The organism is Flagellimonas sp. L-11, assembly GCF_056857735.1.
Genome location: NZ_JBSXNR010000059.1, coordinates 40,887 through 59,802 on the forward strand (window position 1 = coordinate 40,887; position 18,916 = coordinate 59,802).

The following is an 18,916-nucleotide window of genomic DNA, read 5'->3' on the forward strand; positions in this document are numbered from 1 at the left end:
AAACAATGAAGAAATTATTTTACATCATACCCTTATTTCTCCTAGTGATCATAGGATGCAAGTCGAGCAAGTATGCCGATTTGGGTGATGGTATTTTTGCAGATATCCAAACTACCAAGGGAGATATCATTATACAGCTGGAATATAAAAAGACCCCGGTTACCGTGGCCAACTTTGTCTCTTTGGCCGAAGGCAAGAACCCTTTCGTGAACGATGAGTACAAGGACAAAAAATTCTATGACGGCATTGTTTTCCACAGGGTCATCAAAGATTTTATGATCCAAGGAGGGGACCCTACAGGCACAGGCAGTGGAAATATTGGATACACTTTTAAGGATGAGTTCAACGATTCGTTGAGGCATTCCAAAAAAGGAATCCTTTCCATGGCCAACAGGGGCCCCAAGACAAACAGCAGCCAATTTTTTATCACACACAAAGCAACGCCATGGTTGGATGACAAACACACTGTTTTTGGTGAAGTGGTCGCAGGAATGGATGTGGTGGACTCCATTGCCAATGTAAAAACCGGAGCTGGTGACAAGCCAACTACCGATATTGTAATGGATCATGTGGAAATTGTTCGCAATGGCAAGGAAGCTCGACAGTTTGATGCCGTTCAAATTATGAGCGATTATTTTGAGGAAGCCAAAGAAGCCGAAGAGGCATTCAAAAAAATGAAAGAAGATTTGGCCGCTCAGTTTACGGAACAAATCAATGAGGCCGAAGAAACTTCCAGTGGCTTGCGTATTTTAACTTTAAAGGAAGGTGATGGGGAGCAGCCCAAAGTAGGTCAAAAAGTATTGGTCAACTATGCAGGATGGTTGTTCAACGGTGATTTATTTGATAGCAATATTCAAGAAATTGCCGAGCAATTCAACCAGTTGAACCCTGGAAGAAGGGATCAGGGCGGTTACCGACCTTTCCCAATGGATTATAGCCCCGATGCACAATTGGCGGCAGGTTTCCGCGAAGGGTTATTGACCATGAAGGTCGGTGACAAACTCCGCTTGTTCATCCCCCCGCATTTAGGATATGGGGACAATGATTATGGCCCTATTCCGGGTGGCTCCACCTTGGTCTTTGATATAGAAGTTGTTGGAATTCAATAATAACAACACAAACAGATTCAATATAAAAAAGCCGTACTTTTCTGTGCGGCTTTTTATTTTTCAGTTCTTATAACGCTTTGCTTTCGTTTTTGATGGGACAAAAAACCAAAACAATCATAGCTCTAGCCCTTCCAGTACAAATACTATTGGTAAAATGGCTCAGCAGCTACCCTACCTTTGTTGAGGATTATTACAGTAATGGGATTTACAGCTACATTTCCCGCTTGCTACGAACCTTGTTTGGTTGGATTCCCTTCTCTTTTGGAGATTTGTTGTACACTGCTCTGGTGATTTTAGCCATTGGATATCTTTACAGGCATTGGAAAAGTATCAAAAGGAAACCGCTATTGTTCTTAAAGGATATTGTTGTAGTACTTTCCATCGTTTATTTTGCCTTTCATCTACTTTGGGGCATGAACTATCACCGCCAACCCATCAACTGGAAATTGGGCATTGAACGCGAATACACGGTTGACGAATTGGTTGATTTAACCCGATACATTGTCGAAAAAACAAACCAATATCAATTTGAGTTGACAGGGGATACCGTTTCACCCGTGCATATACCCTACTCCAAAAAGGAAATCTTCTCAAAAACGGAAGAGGCCTACGGGAACTTCGCAAAACAATATCCCGATTTTGGATACGAACACCGCAGTCTAAAGTCTTCCATATACAGTATTCCACTCACTTTTATGGGATACGGCGGCTACCTAAACCCTTTTACCAACGAGGCACAGGTAAACGGGATCACCCCAAAATTTAGGTTGCCCACCGTTAGCGGGCACGAAGTGGGCCATCAATTAGGCTACTCGGCCGAGGGGGCCACTAATTTTATCGGTTTTTTGGTCACTTCACAAAGTGAAGACCCCTACTTTAAATATTCTGCTTACAATCATGCCTTGGGCTATTGTCTCATCGACCTTTATCATAAAGATGAGGAACAATACAATGAGATGGTTGCCACCATAAACAAGGGGGTAAAGGAGAACTTTAATGAATTACGCGATTTTTGGCAAAAATATGAGAACCCCATGGAACCCATATTTAAATCCGTATTCAACACTTTTTTAAAGGTAAACAACCAAAAGGACGGCATCAAAAGTTACAACTCTGTTGTTGGATTGATGATTAATTATCGAAATCAACAGTTAGACTCTCCTTGAAACTTGTAGAGTCCTTAGAGTTAGGTTATATTTAAACCGACTAATTCAATTCAAACCTTATGAAACTTAAACTTTTAGCACTGTTTCTCTTCATGGGCAGTGTTTCTTTGTTTGCGCAGGACTACTTTCCAAAAAATGATGGCGTAAAGGCAAAGAGGAACAACAATTACACGGCATTCACCAATGCCAAGATCTATGTAACCCCAACTCAGGTTATCAATAAGGGTACCTTGCTCATCCAAAACGGCAAAGTGGTACAAGTGGGGAAATCCGTAAGCATTCCCAAAAATACCATTGTAGAAAATCTTGATGGAAAATCCATCTACCCATCATTCATCGATGTATTCTCAGGATTTGGCGTAAAACTTCCCAAAAAAGCCAACGGCGGCGGAAGATCGGCACAATATGGGCCATCTAGGGAAGGATTCTACTGGAACGACCATATTATGCCAGAGAACGATGCCATCAATAGTTTCACTTATGATGAAAAAGAGGCCAAAGAACTTCGAAATGCAGGTTTTGGAACCATCAATGCGCACATTGAAGATGGTATTGCCAGAGGGACAGGACTTTTGGTTGCTTTGAACGATGAAGCATCCGAAGCACAACGTATCCTATCCGATAGATCTGCGCAATATTTTTCTTTTGAAAAAAGCATTGCTTCGAGACAATCCTATCCAGGCTCACTAATGGGAGCCATGGCATTGATGCGCCAAGTGTATTACGACATGGACTGGTACAGCAAGGGCAATGTGGAAACCAAGGACCGTTCCTTGGAAGCACTTATTGCCAACAAGGGATTGACCCAGATTTATGCTGCCGGTGATAATGGTAACGTTTTACGTGCTGATAAAATCGGAGACCTTTTTGGTATTCAATATACCATTTTGGGTGGGGGCGATGAATACGAGCGTATTGATCAAATTAAGGCAACCAATGCCAAATTGATCCTACCGCTGGACTTTCCGGATGCATTCGATGTTTCCAACCCATACGAGGCAAAATACATTGCCTTGAAAGATATGAGGCACTGGAACTTGGCTCCATCAAATCCAAAGGTTTTGGCCGATAACGGTGTGGATTTCTCCATTACTTTGCACGGACTTAAGTCCCCCAAAGATTTGAAGGAAAAAATTATGAAAGCTATTACCTATGGCCTATCCAAGACCAAGGCATTGGAAGCTTTGACCACTGTTCCCGCCCAGATCTTGGGAAAATCCAACGAAATAGGATCACTACAGGCCGGAAACCAAGCCAACTTCTTGATTACCTCTGGTGATATTTTTGACAAAGGGACCACGCTTTACGAAAACTGGGTCCAGGGAACCAAGAATGTTATCGAGAGCATGGACATCATCGATATTCGTGGCGATTATAATCTCGCTGTTAACGGAAGCACCTACAAGGTTTCCTTGACAGGAGATGCTGATAAACCAAAAGCGGAAATCAAAAAAGGTGACGAAACAGTAGATTCCAAGATAGATTATTCCGCCGATTGGTTGAATATCTCTTTTAGTGAAGACAATGCAGGTTCTTACCGTATGGTGGCCCATGTTCTGCCGGACACTGAAACCATTACGGGAAGTGTGGTGCTTCCCAATGGTGATGAAACTTCGGCCACGATGACAAAGACTTCATCCTTTGAAGAAAAATCCAAAGACAAGGAGACTGCCGAAAAGCCCCAGCTTATGGCTTTGACCTATCCCAATGTTGGATATGGCTTCAAGAAAAAACCTGAACAAGAGAATATATTGTTTAAAAATGCGACCGTTTGGACGGGAGAGAGCATTTTGGAGAACACTGATGTATTGATCAAAAATGGTAAAATTTCCAAAGTAGGTAAAGATTTGCGTGCTGGGGGAGCTACCCTGGTTGATGCCACCGGGAAGCACTTAACTGCTGGAATTATTGACGAGCACACCCATATTGCTGCGCTATCCATTAACGAAGGAGGACACAATTCTTCCGCGGAAGTACGTATGGAAGATGTAATCGACCCAAAAGACGTTGCCATTTACCGTGATTTGGCCGGTGGGGTTACTACCGCCCAATTATTGCACGGTTCTGCCAACCCAATCGGTGGACAGTCTGCCATTTTTAGATTGAAATGGGGAGAAAGTGCCGAGGATATGGTATTCGACAACTCACCCAAGTTCATCAAATTTGCTCTGGGAGAAAACGTAAAGCAGTCCAACTGGGGCAGTTATTCCCGTTTTCCTCAAACAAGAATGGGCGTTGAGCAGGTGTATACCGATTATTTCCAACGCGCCAAGGAATATGATGAAAAGAAAAAGAGCGGTGAACCTTACCGCCACGACGAGGAAATGGAAACCTTGGCCGAAATCCTAAACGGAGAGCGATTTATCTCTTGTCACTCTTATGTACAGAGCGAAATCAACATGATGATGAAAGTCGCCGAGAAATTTGGTTTCCGTGTGAACACTTTCACACACATTTTGGAAGGTTACAAAGTAGCTGATAAAATGGCCGAACACGGTGTTGGTGGAGGCACATTCAGTGATTGGTGGGCGTACAAATATGAAGTGAACGATGCTATTCCTTACAACGCCGCCATCATGTCCAGCCAAGGTGTTACCGTCGCCATTAACAGCGATGATGCGGAAATGTCCAGAAGATTGAACCAAGAAGCCGCCAAAACCGTAAAATACGGAGGCATGTCTGAAATTGAAGCCTGGAAAACGGTAACCTTGAATCCTGCCAAATTGCTTCATTTGGACGACCGCGTGGGAAGTATAGAGGAAGGCAAGGATGCCGATGTAGTGCTTTGGAGCGACCATCCCCTATCGGTTTATGCCAAAGCTGAAAAAACATTGATCGAGGGTAAAGTTTATTTTGACTTGGAAAAGGACAAAAAGCTACGAGAATCCATCAAAAAGGAAAAAAACCAACTTATTGGTATGATGTTGAACGAGAACAAGAAGGGTGAAAAGTCCCGTACTCCCGTTCAAAGCAAGAAAGAAGAGTTTAATTGTGACACCCTTTAAAAATAGATCATGAAAAAAATAGTTTTAATCATAGCAATTGTTTTTGGGGTTTCATTGAACGCACAACAAACCCCTGCCCCACCTCAATCCGAACAAGTTGCCATTATTGGGGCGACGGCCCACATTGGTAATGGCGAGGTGATAGAAAACTGTACCATTATTTTTAATGATGGAAAGATTACCGCTATCGGTGCGGATGTTACGACACCGACTACCGGGACAACGATCAATGCAGAGGGCAAACATGTTTACCCAGGCTTTATCGCTCCTTCCAAGCCCCTTGGTTTGGTAGAAGTCGATGCCGTTAGAGCAAGTGACGATCAAGATGAAATTGGCGAAATGATTCCCCATGTCCGTAGTTTGATAGCCTATAACGCAGAATCCAAGGTTGTGGAAAGTATGCGTCCCAACGGTGTGTTAATCGGACAGGTAACCCCACAGGGCGGGACCATTTCCGGAACTTCCAGTATTGTTCAGTTTGATGCATGGAACTGGGAAGACGCTGCCGTAAAAACAGACGATGGGATCCACATGAACTGGCCAAACTTTTTTAGAAGAGGCCGCTGGTGGATGGGCGAAGAAAGAGGATATATCCCCAACAAGGATTATGGGAAGGAAATGGAAGACATCAAAATGTTTTTCCAAAATTCCAAAGCCTACGGAAAAACAAGCGAGACGGAGATAAACCTTCCGTTTGCCGCCATGCAGGGTCTTTTTGATGGGACTCAACGTTTGTATATCCATGCCGATGGCGAAAAGGAGATGACCGATGGTGTGACCATGGCCAAAGCAATGGGCGTGAAGCACGTGGTAATCGTTGGAGGCTATAGAGCCAACAAAATAGCTGATTTTCTAAAGGAAAACGATGTTGCCGTTTTAGTGGAACGTACACACGCCTTGCCAAGTTTTGATGATGATGATTACGACATCACCTACAAATTACCAAAATTATTGTTGGATGCCGGTCTTTTGGTAGGCCTTCAAAATGAGGATGCCGCCAACTTCCAAGCCAGGAACCTTGCCTTTTACGCAGGCCAAACAGTAGCTCATGGACTAGATAAGGAAACTGCCCTACAATTACTAACTGGCAACACAGCCAAAATTTTGGGTATTGATGATATGTACGGAACTCTGGAAGAAGGTAAGAGTGCCACCCTCTTTATTTCTGAGGGAGACGCATTGGACATGCGCACCAATAAACTCACTAAAGCCTATATTGATGGTAGGGATATTTCGTTGGAAACCCACCAGACCGAACTTTGGAAACGGTACATGGGCAAATACGAAAGAGAAAAAGAAGGACAATAGATTCCAAAATAAAAAACGGCGCTCGGAAGGGCGCCGCTTTTGTTTTGTGTGATTAATTCATTTTAATGGGCACATATTCCCCATTTTCTGGTTTTTCATAAAACCCTTTAGCTTTGGAGGTCTCACTCAAGCCAACTTCTTCAAAAGTGACCGTACTTGCAGGCTCTAGAATTTTTCTTTCCTCAAATTTGTGCCATGTAATGGATTTAGGAACCATCAATCCATTTACCTCTTGCCAATTATCATAACGAATCCATTTAACATTGTCCGAATTTTCCCCAGATTGGTAGGTCACCGTATAGCCCAACCAAGCCATTTGATGGGTTTCGGGATCAAAATGGATAAAATACTCATCTTTGGATGAGGCTCCAACTCCGGACTCATAAACTATTTGGAGGCCGGGATATTTCTTCCCTCCGTATTCCAAATCTTCAGTTGCGGAATACATAATACCATCATCGGCCAACACAAAGGGCATGGCATAGAAATAAAACATCAAATTATGATAAAATCCTGCGTCACCTTTGTAGTTTTCATCTGTATCCAAAAGCCACGCTTTTTCACCATCAAATCCCATTGAAAATTGTTTGGTGACGATTCTATCTCTTCTGGACCACAAGTCAACTGTGTGTGTTTCGGACAACTCAGGTTTTGGAAGAACATAAGACAATGTTCGTTGCTTTTTCCATTGCTCCAAACCTCCATGTGCATCAAAAACTTTAACCATGGCATCTGGGTACTTCGTTTTGGATTCATCAATTTCCTGAGGAACAGGCTCTTTAACTGTTTCGGTTTTAGGCATTTGTTTGCAGGCTAAAACGACCAGAAAAAACACTAGAATGGTTGATTTGTTCATAATATGACTTTTATCAATTGGTCGAAAACCCCTTTTTATAATTACAGGAATAGCTATTTTTACCATGCGTATGGAAGCTAAACTGATCAGTAGTGCCCAAAACCCCTTGGTGAAAAAAGTTCTTCAACTAAAGGAAAAATCCCGTGAACGGAAAAAGACCGGGCTTTTTGTTGTAGAGGGACAACGGGAAATTGAACTGGCGCAAAAGGGAGGGTATACTTTGCAAACCCTTCTTTTTTGTCCTGAAATTATAGGCGATATTTCCATTGAGTCCATTACAAAGTCCTTAAATCCTGAAGTCATCCAAGTTTCTGAAAGTGTTTATGGCAAAATTGCCCACCGTGGCACCACAGAAGGTGTTCTCGGATTGATGCTGTCCAAAAATCATGCATTGGAGAACATCTGCTTTAAAAACAAAACACCTTTGGTGCTGGTGGCCGAAGCTCCCGAAAAACCTGGAAACATAGGCGCACTTTTGCGAACCGCCGATGCGGCCGCTGTGGACGCCGTTTTAATAGCAAACCCCAAGTCCGATCTATATAGTCCAAACATTATACGTTCCAGCGTAGGTTGCCTTTTCACCAACCAAATAGGCGTGGGGACCACGGACGAAATCATTGCTTTTTTACGAACCAACCAAATCAAAATTTACTGTGCTGCCCTAACCGCTTCCAAAAATTATGTGGAATGTGATTTTAAAGCCGCTTCGGCCCTGGTTATGGGTACCGAGGCTAGTGGATTGACCGAAAATTGGCTTAAAAATTCCGACCAAAACATAATTATACCGATGCAGGGAGAAATAGACTCCATGAATGTTTCGGTATCCGCTGCAATACTTATATTTGAGGCGAAGCGCCAGCGCGGATTTTAAGCTATGGAAAAAAATACTCTCTTTTATGTCATTCTAGTCATCCTTGTAGTCCAATATCTGGTTCACCAGTATTTGGAGTATCTGAATGCCAAGCGTTTCAAATCAACACTGCCCCCAGAGCTTGCCGATATTTATGATGAGAACGAGTATCGAAAATCGCAACAGTACAAACAGACCAACTATAGATTTGGGGTGATTTCCGATGGGTTCTCCCTTGTGCTGACAATATGTTTTCTGTTGTTTGGAGGTTTTGAATGGGTGGACCAACTCACTCGCTCCTTCACCGACGAACCCATTCCAATGGCTTTGATTTTCTTCGGAATCATTATGTTGGGTAGCTCTATTCTAGGATTGCCATTTTCATACTACCGAACTTTTGTCATCGAAGAACAATACGGGTTCAACAAAACCACTAAGTCCATTTTTGTATCGGACAAATTAAAAGGCGGTATCCTGACCATCGTTCTTGGAGGAGGTATTCTGACCTTGTTTATGCTGTTTTACCAGTCTACAGGGCCCAATTTTTGGATGTATGCATGGGCCATGGTCGCCGGGGTTATCCTTTTTATCAATTTGTTTTATAGTCGATTGATTGTTCCGCTTTTCAACAAACAAACACCTTTGCAAGATGGCAGTTTAAAAAGTTCGATTGAAAACTATGCACAAAAAGTGGGTTTTGAGCTCCAAAACATCTTTGTGATCGATGGCTCCAAGCGTTCCACAAAGGCAAATGCCTATTTTTCGGGTTTTGGAAAAGAAAAACGCATCACCCTGTTCGACACCTTGATCAATGATTTGAGCGAAGATGAAATTGTGGCAGTATTGGCCCACGAAGTAGGTCATTACAAGAAGAAGCATATTATTGTCAACCTTATTGTCTCACTCTTGACCACAGGTCTGACATTGTTCATACTTTCATTGTTCATCAACCACCCTGAAATATCGTTGGCCATTGGGGTATCCACACCAAGTTTCCATGCCGCTTTGGTAGGTTTTGCCCTGTTGTACAGCCCAATCTCCGAAATCACCGGTTTGATCATGAACTATTTATCGAGAAAATTCGAGTTCCAAGCCGACGATTTTGCCAAAACCACATTTGAGGCAACACCACTGGTATCTTCCTTAAAAAAGTTGTCCAAAAAAAGCTTGAGCAACTTAACGCCACACCCCGCCTATGTTTTTGTGCACTACTCCCACCCTCCATTGGTGGAACGTATCCGAAACCTTAAGGCATAGATTTTGTTGTTTAGATAATAAGATTGTGGTAAATTTAAAATACTATGACAGAGGCTGCTATTGAAAAAGAGAACAAGGAGATTGCGAAGCAGTACAAGGAATTACTTCGCATAAGCTACCAAACGCTGACTGATGAGGACAAGAAGTTGATTCGTTCTGCGTTTGACGTGGCCGTGGATGCCCATAAGGATCAGCGACGAAAATCAGGGGAAGCCTATATTTTCCACCCGATTGCCGTGGCCAAGATCGTAGCGTCCAAAATTGGCCTGGATGCCGTTTCCATTGCCTCTGCCCTACTCCATGATGTAGTTGAAGACACACCATATACTTTGGCCGATATTGAGCGGATGTTCGGCGAGACCGTTGCCCGAATTGTTGACGGACTCACCAAAATTGCCAATCTAAAGAAAGACAAAGACATCAGTCAGCAAGCTGAGAACTTTAGAAAAATGCTGCTGACCCTGCATGATGATGTTCGGGTAATCATTATTAAGATTGCAGACCGCTACCATAATATGCTCACCATGGACTCCATGCCGGAGCACAAACAGGTGAAAATTGCATCCGAAACGCTGTATATCTATGCCCCTTTGGCACACAGGATAGGTTTGTACAACATCAAGACCCACTTGGAAGACCTTTCTTTAAAATACACGGAGCCTGAAGTATATAACGACATTCAGGCCAAAATAGAAGGGACAGAGGAGGAAAGTTCCGCCTATATCGAAGATTTCGCCAACGTAATCCGGACATCCTTGGACAAGGAAGGCTTGAATTATTACATCAAAGGCCGAATGAAATCCATCTTTTCCATCCGCAGGAAGATGAAGGCCCAAAATGTTTCTTTTGACGAAGTATACGATAAATTCGCCATCCGGATCATATACAAATCCGATAGAAAGAACGAGAAATTCCTCGCCTGGAAAATCTATTCCATTGTTACCGACCACTTCACTCCTAACCCCATCCGATTACGTGACTGGATTACTTCACCAAAATCCACTGGTTACGAAGCGCTACACATTACAGTAATGGGCCCCAAGGGCAAATGGGTAGAGGTACAGATCAGAAGTGAGCGCATGCACGAAATCGCCGAAAAAGGCTATGCGGCACACTTTAAATACAAGCACGGGGCACAAAAAGAACAAGGTATAGAAGAATGGCTGAACAAATTACAGGAAGCACTGGAAAGTGCCAATGGCAATGCTGTTGATTTTGTTGAAGAGTTCAAACTGAACCTATACTCCAAAGAAATATTTGTCTTTACCCCCAAAGGAGATTTAAAATCCATGCCGAAGGGTGCAACGGCATTGGACTTTGCGTTCAACATTCACACTGAAATCGGTTTAAGGACCCGCGGTGCCAAAGTAAATGGGAAACTGGTTCCGCTTGGAACCAAGCTGCGCAGTGGCGACCAAGTGGAGATTATAACTTCGGAAAGCGCCAAACCCACCCAAAACTGGTTGGATTATGCCGAAACAGCAAGAGCTAGGTCCAAAATAAAATCATCGCTCAGCGAAGAGAAAAAAGAGGTTGCCGAAGAAGGAAAGGAGATATTGCGACGCAAACTGAAAGCGCAAAAAATAAACCTGAACGAGGATACCATCAACAAACTGGTGACTTTCTTCAAATTAAAGACCAGCTTGGACCTGTTCTACAGGGTGGGCATCGGGGTTATTGACAACGATAAGCTGAAGGATTTCTCTTCCTCCTATCACAATGCCTTCATCAATTTCTTTAAGAACCGGATGCGCAAAACGCCCCCCCCTAAAGATGTTGATAAAAACGAAATTACCACCAAGTACGATTTACTTGTGTTTGGCAAGGAGGAAGAACGGCTCAACTATAAATTGTCCCAGTGCTGTAATCCCATTCCCGGCGACGAAGTCTTTGGTTTTGTAAGCGTAAACGATGGCATCAAAGTGCACAAGAAAAATTGCCCCAATGCCATATCATTACAGTCCAACTATGCTTACCGGATCATCAGCGCCAAATGGATAGATTCCAGTCAGGAGGAATTCTCCGTTGACATTAAAATTACGGGAATAGACAATATGGGGTTGGTAAAGGACATTACAAAAATCATCTCCGAAAATATGCACGTGAACATGCGCAACCTCAACTTTAGTGCAGATGGCGGTACCTTTAAGGGAAAAATCACCTTGGTCGTAAAAAACAACAATATCCTTAAAAGATTGATGAACAGTTTAAAGCAGGTCGAAGGGATAGATAAAGTAAGTAGAATTTAATTTTTAACTGTACCTTTGTGCCTTAGTATAGGTAGAAAGCCATGGGAAACAATAAAAATCAGGAAATTGTAAAAAACGTGTTCACCTCGTTCCTTGAGGAAAAAGGACACCGCAAAACCCCTGAACGCTACGCCATTTTACAGGAAATTTACGAAAGTGATGATCATTTTGATGTGGAATCGCTCTACATTAAAATGAAAACCAAAAACTACAGGGTAAGCCGTGCCACCCTCTACAATACCATTGAACTATTATTGGAGAGCAAATTGGTACGCAAACATCAATTCGGCAAAAATCAGGCACAGTACGAAAAGTCATATTTCGACCGTCAGCACGATCATGTTATCTTGACCGATACAGGCGAAGTAGTGGAGTTTTGCGACCCACGCATTCAATCCATCAAAAAAACAATTGAAGAGGTTTTTGACATTAAGATCAACAATCACTCATTATATTTCTACGGAACTCGAAACAAAGAAAAAAACCTAACTGAATAACCCGAACTTTACATGGTAGATTTATTGCTTGGACTCCAATGGGGAGACGAAGGAAAAGGAAAAATTGTTGATGTACTGACCAAGGAATACGATATTATAGCCCGATTTCAAGGAGGGCCCAACGCCGGCCACACCTTGGAGTTTGATGGCATAAAACACGTTTTGCACACGATTCCCTCCGGGATTTTTCATAAGAACGCCATAAATGTTGTGGGGAACGGAGTTGTAATAGACCCCGTAATCTTCAAAAAGGAACTGGACAACTTGGAGCAGTTCAATATTGATATTGAAACCAAGCTTTTCATATCCCGTAAAGCACATCTGATATTACCAACGCACCGCTTATTGGATGCTGCCTCGGAAGCTTCCAAAGGCAAGGCCAAAATTGGTTCCACCCTTAAGGGCATCGGTCCAACTTACATGGACAAAACCGGCCGTAACGGTATGCGTGTCGGTGATCTTGAGTTTGACGATTGGAAAACAAAATACCGTGCCCTTGCCAATAAGCACGAAGCCATGATTGATTTTTACAATGTGGACATCCAATACAATTTGGCCGAACTTGAGGCAGAATTCTGTGAAGGTGTGGAAACACTTAAAAAATTGACCTTTATAGACAGCGAGGAGTACATTTTTAAAGCCCAAGCAGAAGGCAAAAAGATTTTGGCCGAAGGTGCCCAAGGCTCTTTATTGGATATTGATTTCGGCACATATCCTTTTGTAACCTCATCCAATACTACGGCAGCCGGTGCATGTACCGGATTAGGCGTGGCTCCCAATAAAATTGAAAGAGTTTTGGGAATATTCAAGGCCTATACCACCCGTGTGGGCAGCGGACCGTTCCCTACCGAGCTTTTTGACGAGGATGGGGCAAGAATGGCAAAAATAGGTAACGAATTCGGCGCCACCACTGGACGGCCAAGACGCTGTGGTTGGTTGGATTTGGTCGCCCTAAAATATGCCGTTCAAATTAATGGGGTAACCGAGCTTATGATGATGAAAGCCGATGTTTTAAGCGGTTTTGAAACCATCAAGGTTTGTACGGCCTACAAATATAAGGGAGAGGAAATCCAACATTTGCCCTACAATATTGAAGAGGAATACGTAACCCCTGTGTATACCGAAATGAAAGGATGGGCCAAAGACCTTACAAAACTGACCAACGCAGAGGAGTTACCCACTGCACTGAACGACTATATTACGTTCTTGGAAGGGCAGTTGAACGTACCAATTAAAATTGTATCCGTAGGTCCGGACAGGCTTCAAACTATTCATAGGTAAGCTAATTTATCAGTATCCAAGACATTGCCCTATGTGACTTATATCACTTTAAGCACGGGACATTTGCTCTATCTTTAATTCAATTTAAAAATAAAGCGATATGACTGATAAACTCAATAAAATAGGGCTCGATAAAAAAATATCCAGCGATTTATCCGACAAGCTAAACGAGCTTTTGGCCAACTATCAAATTTTCTATATGAACGCCCGTGGATTCCATTGGAACATTAAGGGCGAAAAGTTCTTTGAACTTCACGCAAAGTTTGAAGAGCTATACAACGACTCATTAGTGAAAATTGATGAAATTGCAGAAAGAATCCTGACCTTGGGCTTCACCCCTTTGCACAATTATGCCGATTATTCAGCGCTATCCAAGATTGAAGCAGCAAAGAATGTATCAAACGGCAAGGAAGCTGTTCAGGCAATCCTAAATGGCTATGAAGTGCTGTTACCTTTGGAAAGGGAGCTTCTGGAAATGTCCGGAGATTCCAACGATGAGGGTACCAACGCCTTGATGAGCGATTACATCCGTGAACAGGAAAAATCGGTTTGGATGTACTCTGCATTTTTGAACAGATAAACCATTATGGATTTGAAATCCATGGTTTTCAAAAAGATTGAGGTTCTTTTAAGTCCTCCCTTAATCTCTCCATAGGAGGGAAACTTCCCCCCTTGGTGAGAGGGGGTTTTCTATAAAATTCATAGAAACTAAAGCAACTACAATCAAACCTGACTGCCGTTAGGCAAGTTTGCGGGGTTTTAGATAACAAGGAGGTTCTTTATCACAATACCCAGCATTACGGACATATTACGCTTTCCTTAAAACACGGAAAGTAAAATACAAGGCTGCAATCATTTGGAACAGAAATGCCAAAGCTTTCTAAACGGTATATGCCACGTCCGTTAAAAATCCTACTTTTGGGCAAAATTCCATGAATTTGAAAAGCGTTTCATTTTTCATTCTATTTTTGGCCACTTTTAGCGTTTTTGCCCAAGAACAAGAACCCAAAGGAGAAAGGCAAATAAATATTGTTTACGGAGCCAACTTCACCAAGGACGAGGCTCGGTTTCCTGGCGCATCCATTTTCAGCAAAGACGACGAGCGCCAAGTCCAGTTTGAACACCAAGGTGCCGACCTTTGGTGCGATATTGCTATTTTCTATACTGAAGAAAACCGCTTAAAGGCCATTGGCAACATCCGTTTACAACAAGGGGATTCCATAGAAATGAACAGTGGCAAAATGGATTATGATGGAAACACCAAACTGGCCAAAGCCTGGGAAAAAGTGGATTTGACCAACGGCCAGATGACATTGACCACGGACACCCTTTATTTTGATCGAGAAAAGCAACAGGCCTACTACAACTCAGGCGGTAAAGTGGTGGATTCCGCCAATGTGCTTACCAGCAAAGTGGGCACCTATTTTATGACCCCGAAAAAGTATCAGTTCCAGCGAAATGTGCATATAGACAACCCCGATTACATTATCGATTCCGAGCAGTTGGACTACTACACTACCTCCAAAAACGCCTACATGTACGGCCCATCCACCATAACAGGCGAAGAATATAAGATTTACTGCGAACGTGGGTTCTACGACACCAAAATAGAACAAGGCTACGGCATTAAGAATACCCGCATTGATTACGACAATAAAATCATAGAGGGGGACAGCCTTTATTTTGACAAAGCAACCGAATTTGCCTCGGCCACCAACAACATCCAGATTACGGACACCATCAACAATGGAGTGATCAGAGCCCACTATGCCGAGGTACACAAGGCTAAAGATTCCGTTTTTGCGACCAAAAGGGCGGTTTCCATCAGTTTGGTGCAAAAAGATTCGCTTTATATGCACGGAGATACTTTGATGGTAACAGGAAAAGAAGAGGAACGCATCGTAAGAGCTTTCAGAAATGCCAAGTTCTATAAAACCGATTTGAGCGGTAAATCCGATTCCATTCATTTTGATGAGAGAACGGGGGTCACCGAGTTGATAACCGACCCTATTTTGTGGAACGTGGACAATCAAATCACAGGTGATAGCATTCATTTGATATCGGACATGGAGACCGATAAGCTCGATTCACTAAAAGTGATAGAAAATGCCTTTATTATTTCGTTGGATACCATTAGTGGAACTGGATACAATCAAGCCAAGGGCAAAAACCTCTTTGGCAAATTCGTGGAAAACGAGCTCAAAATCATTGATTTGGTCCAAAACACCGAGGTGATTTACTACGTCTACAACGATGATGAGGAACTCATTGGCATAGATAAAACCATCTGCAGCAAGATTCGATTGCTCATGGCCGATAACGACATTGAGGACATTACTTTCTATGTGAATCCTGATGGGGATATATTCCCCGAGACCGACTTGCCTGTTGAAAGCCGAAAATTAAAAGGATTTGTTTGGCGTGGTGATGAACGAATAATGTCCAAGGAGGAAATTTTTGATGAAGACGACAACAGCATAGAACTGGTTAAAATTAGGGGAATAGACAACCCCATTGATATTGATGCTGAGGAAAACGAACGGCAGAAAAACCAGAACGACCCTATAAACGCACCCAATTCCAAGGCTGTAAAACCCAAAAAACCGGTTCTTAAAAAGAAGGCACAGACCCCGTAATGTCCAAAAACGACTTTTTCACATACCAAGCCCAAACTTCCACACACCCATTGGCCTTGGAAGTCTCCCATGCCAAGGGCAGCTACATCTACGACCAAGATGGCAATGCCCATCTGGATTTTGTGGCCGGGGTATCTGCATGCAGTTTGGGACATTCCCATCCAAAAGTTGTGGATGCCGTTAAAGCACAAGTGGACAGGTACATGCACGTGATGGTCTATGGTGAGTATGTGCAAAAACCAGCGGTCGAATTTTCAAAGTTATTGGCGGCACACCTACCCGACAAGCTGAACACCACCTATTTGGTCAATTCGGGAACGGAAGCCATGGAAGGAGCCATTAAACTGGCCCGAAGGCACACAGGTCGCTCACAAATTATTGCTGCAAAAAATGCCTACCACGGTAACACCATGGGCAGTTTAAGTTTGATGGGGCTGGAGGAACGCAAAAGTGCCTTTCGTCCGCTGATTCCAGATGTGAGGTTCGTCCAATTTAATGCGAAGGAAGAACTGGACAACATTACCGAGAAAACCGCTGCCGTGGTCTTGGAAACCATTCAAGGGGGCGCTGGATTTATCTTACCAAAGAACCATTACTTGGAAAAAGTAAGAAAACGTTGCAACGAAGTCGGTGCTTTGTTGATTCTGGATGAAATACAGCCCGGTTTTGGCCGTACAGGTAGATTGTTCGCATTTGAACATTTTAATTGCATGCCGGACATCTTGGTGATTGGAAAAGGAATGGCATCAGGCTTGCCCGTGGGAGCCTTTGTGGCATCAAACGAGCTTATGGCAGATTTAAAAGAGCAGCCAAAGTTTGGCCATATCACTACTTTCGGAGGGAATCCCGTGATTGCAGCGGCAAGTTTGGCAACCCTCAAAGAAATCACCGAAACAGACCTTATTCCACAAACCTTGGAAAAAGAAAAACTGTTCCGAAAATTATTGGATCATCCCTTAATAAAAGAAATAAGGGGCAAGGGCCTAATGCTTGCCCCTATTATGGCAAGCAAGGAAGTGGCCGACTATTTAATCCTTGAGGCCGCTAAACAAGGACTGATTCTTTTTTGGCTTTTATTTGAACCCAAAGCCGTGAGGATATCGCCCCCATTGACCATTTCCATGAAAGAAATTGAGGAGGGCTGCGACCAAATCCTCAGTATTTTAAATAGCTACAAACCCAGTACTGTTAACTAATTTGTTGATAACATACCCCGAATTTGGACTTGAAGAGCTCCGCAAAGGGTTAATTTTAAGTCCATAGTTCAACCAAAAACGTTCCTATGGCGTTAGAATCTAACGAATATCCTGACAAATCCATAAACAAATTTGAGTCCATGCTCAAGACGGATGACGTCTACTTTTTTGATGCGGAGGACTTTGAGGAAATTATCCACCACTACCTGAACAACGGTAAAATCTCCTTGGGCAAAAAAGCCATTCAGATTGGCTTGGAGCAGCATCCAAATTCCATGGAATTGAAGCTTTTACAGGTAGAAGTATTGGCTTTTGAGGACAAATTTGATGCTGCAGAAACACTTCTGGATGAAATTCAGACCATTAATGCGGCCAACGAGGAAGTCTATATCCAACGGGCCAATATCCGCTCCAAACAGGACAAGCACCAAGAAGCCGTAAATCTTCTACTAGAGGCATTGGATATTACGGACCACTCGTTCGACATTCACTCCCTATTGGGAATGGAGTATCTATTTATGGACAACTACGAGCAGGCAAAACTTAGTTTTATGAGATGCGTTGAGATTGATGATGGAGACTACTCATCACTCTATAACGTAGTATACTGCTTTGAGTTTTTGGAGGATTATGATGGCAGTATCCTATACCTTAACGATTATCTCGACCGAAACCCTTACTGCGAGGTGGCTTGGCACCAATTGGGGAAAATGTACTTGGCCAAAAAGCGCTATATCGAGGCTTTGACCGCTTTTGATTTTGCAGTGATTTCGGACGATTCCTTTATCGGCGCCTATTTTGAAAAAGGCAAGGTGCTGGAAAAATTGGGCAGGTACAACGAGGCCATCGAGAACTACGAGTCCACCATATCCATTGAAGACCCTACATCGTATGCTTTCCTACGGCTTGGTAAATGCCACGAAAAATTGGGCAACTATGATCTGGCCAAATATTATTACTACCACACCGTTCACGAAGATCCTTTATTGGACAAGGGATGGTTGGCCATTACGGATTTCCATTTTAGGCAAAAAGACCATGAAAAAGCCATATACTACATCAACAAGGCCATAAATATTGATGGGGAAAACCCAAAATATTGGAAAAAAGCCGGAAAGTTATATGCTGCCCTAAACAATTGGGACGAGGCGGATTTTGCCTATAAACAAGCAGTGGACTTGGGCAATTACGAACTGGAAACATGGAGGAACTGGGCGGAAGTACTCAACAAAATCGGAGATTACAATTCGGCAATACAAGTGTTGACCCAAGGGTTGGAATTTTATCCCGACAATTCGAACCTTACCTATAAATTGGCGGGCATCCATTTAAAAAATCACGATTTGGATGAAGCAAAAAGCATCTTATCCAAGGCTATGAAATTGGATATTGGTAAATTGCAGCAGTTTGAAAAAGAATTCCCTGAATTCATTGAAGTTGATTGGGTAAAAGCGCTGGTTTCAAAAATCAGGAAAACAGCCAAGTAGCCCCGCCTTATTAACAAAT

General features: G+C 42.9%; 14 protein-coding genes. 13 read left to right on the top strand and 1 reads right to left on the bottom strand.

All coding sequences use genetic code 11. The features are described 5' to 3' along the window. Nucleotides 1–5 precede the first annotated feature (5 nt). The 4 genes from AC13CC_RS09650 (at nucleotide 6) to AC13CC_RS09665 (ending at nucleotide 6,588) form a co-directional block, all read left to right on the top strand. Entirely contained in the window at nucleotides 6–1,109 is a 1,104-nt protein-coding gene (locus tag AC13CC_RS09650) for a peptidylprolyl isomerase (protein WP_482877544.1), read from the top strand. A gap of 92 nt (nucleotides 1,110–1,201) precedes the next feature. Then, nucleotides 1,202–2,275 carry a DUF3810 domain-containing protein gene (locus AC13CC_RS09655; RefSeq protein WP_482877546.1) on the top strand — a complete coding sequence of 358 codons (1,074 nt, stop codon included), beginning with the start codon at nucleotides 1,202–1,204 and terminating at the stop codon, nucleotides 2,273–2,275. 59 nt (nucleotides 2,276–2,334) lie between these two features. After that, nucleotides 2,335–5,280: an amidohydrolase family protein gene (locus AC13CC_RS09660; RefSeq protein WP_482877547.1), complete on the top strand. Its 2,946-nt coding sequence runs from the start codon at nucleotides 2,335–2,337 to the stop codon at nucleotides 5,278–5,280. A 9-nt stretch (nucleotides 5,281–5,289) separates the two neighbouring features. Next, nucleotides 5,290–6,588, top strand: coding sequence for an amidohydrolase family protein (locus AC13CC_RS09665; RefSeq protein WP_482877548.1), 1,299 nt, complete (start codon nucleotides 5,290–5,292; stop codon nucleotides 6,586–6,588). Between the two features lie 52 nt (nucleotides 6,589–6,640). Here the strand turns inward: AC13CC_RS09665 and AC13CC_RS09670 are convergent, their stop codons facing one another. Beyond that, entirely contained in the window at nucleotides 6,641–7,444 is an 804-nt protein-coding gene (locus AC13CC_RS09670) for a DUF6503 family protein (protein WP_482877550.1), read from the bottom strand. 70 nt (nucleotides 7,445–7,514) lie between these two features. On the opposite strand from AC13CC_RS09670, the gene AC13CC_RS09675 reads away from it, so the two are divergent. From AC13CC_RS09675 to AC13CC_RS09715, 9 genes are all read left to right on the top strand, one after another. Continuing rightward, nucleotides 7,515–8,315, top strand: coding sequence for a TrmH family RNA methyltransferase (locus AC13CC_RS09675; RefSeq protein WP_482877551.1), 801 nt, complete (start codon nucleotides 7,515–7,517; stop codon nucleotides 8,313–8,315). A 3-nt stretch (nucleotides 8,316–8,318) separates the two neighbouring features. Beyond that, nucleotides 8,319–9,551, top strand: coding sequence for a M48 family metallopeptidase (locus tag AC13CC_RS09680; protein WP_326278406.1), 1,233 nt, complete (start codon nucleotides 8,319–8,321; stop codon nucleotides 9,549–9,551). A gap of 44 nt (nucleotides 9,552–9,595) precedes the next feature. Further along, complete coding sequence (locus AC13CC_RS09685) at nucleotides 9,596–11,800, top strand: RelA/SpoT family protein (protein WP_326278405.1); 2,205 nt, start codon at nucleotides 9,596–9,598, stop codon at nucleotides 11,798–11,800. A gap of 41 nt (nucleotides 11,801–11,841) precedes the next feature. Next, nucleotides 11,842–12,297, top strand: a complete 456-nt coding sequence (locus AC13CC_RS09690) for a Fur family transcriptional regulator (protein WP_293168220.1) — start codon at nucleotides 11,842–11,844, stop codon at nucleotides 12,295–12,297. A 12-nt stretch (nucleotides 12,298–12,309) separates the two neighbouring features. Next, nucleotides 12,310–13,578 (top strand): adenylosuccinate synthase, encoded by a 1,269-nt coding sequence (locus AC13CC_RS09695; RefSeq protein WP_482877552.1) that lies wholly within the window; start codon nucleotides 12,310–12,312, stop codon nucleotides 13,576–13,578. A gap of 100 nt (nucleotides 13,579–13,678) precedes the next feature. Beyond that, complete coding sequence (locus tag AC13CC_RS09700; protein WP_326278403.1) at nucleotides 13,679–14,158, top strand: Dps family protein; 480 nt, start codon at nucleotides 13,679–13,681, stop codon at nucleotides 14,156–14,158. A gap of 352 nt (nucleotides 14,159–14,510) precedes the next feature. Then, complete coding sequence (locus tag AC13CC_RS09705) at nucleotides 14,511–16,214, top strand: OstA-like protein (RefSeq protein WP_326278402.1); 1,704 nt, start codon at nucleotides 14,511–14,513, stop codon at nucleotides 16,212–16,214. Beyond that, nucleotides 16,214–17,410 carry an aspartate aminotransferase family protein gene (locus AC13CC_RS09710; protein WP_326278401.1) on the top strand — a complete coding sequence of 399 codons (1,197 nt, stop codon included), beginning with the start codon at nucleotides 16,214–16,216 and terminating at the stop codon, nucleotides 17,408–17,410. The genes AC13CC_RS09705 and AC13CC_RS09710 overlap by 1 nt, the downstream gene beginning before the upstream one ends. An 86-nt stretch (nucleotides 17,411–17,496) precedes the next feature. Then, the gene (locus AC13CC_RS09715; protein ID WP_326278400.1) at nucleotides 17,497–18,897 is read left to right on the top strand and encodes a tetratricopeptide repeat protein; all 1,401 of its coding nucleotides are present in this window, start codon (nucleotides 17,497–17,499) and stop codon (nucleotides 18,895–18,897) included. Nucleotides 18,898–18,916: the final 19 nt, after the last annotated feature.

Coding starts and splice junctions, on each gene's coding strand:
- AC13CC_RS09650 (WP_482877544.1), top strand. CDS start 6: ATGAAGAAATTATTTTACATCATACCCTTATTTCTCCTAGTGATCATA.
- AC13CC_RS09655 (WP_482877546.1), top strand. CDS start 1,202: ATGGGACAAAAAACCAAAACAATCATAGCTCTAGCCCTTCCAGTACAA.
- AC13CC_RS09660 (WP_482877547.1), top strand. CDS start 2,335: ATGAAACTTAAACTTTTAGCACTGTTTCTCTTCATGGGCAGTGTTTCT.
- AC13CC_RS09665 (WP_482877548.1), top strand. CDS start 5,290: ATGAAAAAAATAGTTTTAATCATAGCAATTGTTTTTGGGGTTTCATTG.
- AC13CC_RS09670 (WP_482877550.1), bottom strand. CDS start 7,444: ATGAACAAATCAACCATTCTAGTGTTTTTTCTGGTCGTTTTAGCCTGC.
- AC13CC_RS09675 (WP_482877551.1), top strand. CDS start 7,515: ATGGAAGCTAAACTGATCAGTAGTGCCCAAAACCCCTTGGTGAAAAAA.
- AC13CC_RS09680 (WP_326278406.1), top strand. CDS start 8,319: ATGGAAAAAAATACTCTCTTTTATGTCATTCTAGTCATCCTTGTAGTC.
- AC13CC_RS09685 (WP_326278405.1), top strand. CDS start 9,596: ATGACAGAGGCTGCTATTGAAAAAGAGAACAAGGAGATTGCGAAGCAG.
- AC13CC_RS09690 (WP_293168220.1), top strand. CDS start 11,842: ATGGGAAACAATAAAAATCAGGAAATTGTAAAAAACGTGTTCACCTCG.
- AC13CC_RS09695 (WP_482877552.1), top strand. CDS start 12,310: ATGGTAGATTTATTGCTTGGACTCCAATGGGGAGACGAAGGAAAAGGA.
- AC13CC_RS09700 (WP_326278403.1), top strand. CDS start 13,679: ATGACTGATAAACTCAATAAAATAGGGCTCGATAAAAAAATATCCAGC.
- AC13CC_RS09705 (WP_326278402.1), top strand. CDS start 14,511: ATGAATTTGAAAAGCGTTTCATTTTTCATTCTATTTTTGGCCACTTTT.
- AC13CC_RS09710 (WP_326278401.1), top strand. CDS start 16,214: ATGTCCAAAAACGACTTTTTCACATACCAAGCCCAAACTTCCACACAC.
- AC13CC_RS09715 (WP_326278400.1), top strand. CDS start 17,497: ATGGCGTTAGAATCTAACGAATATCCTGACAAATCCATAAACAAATTT.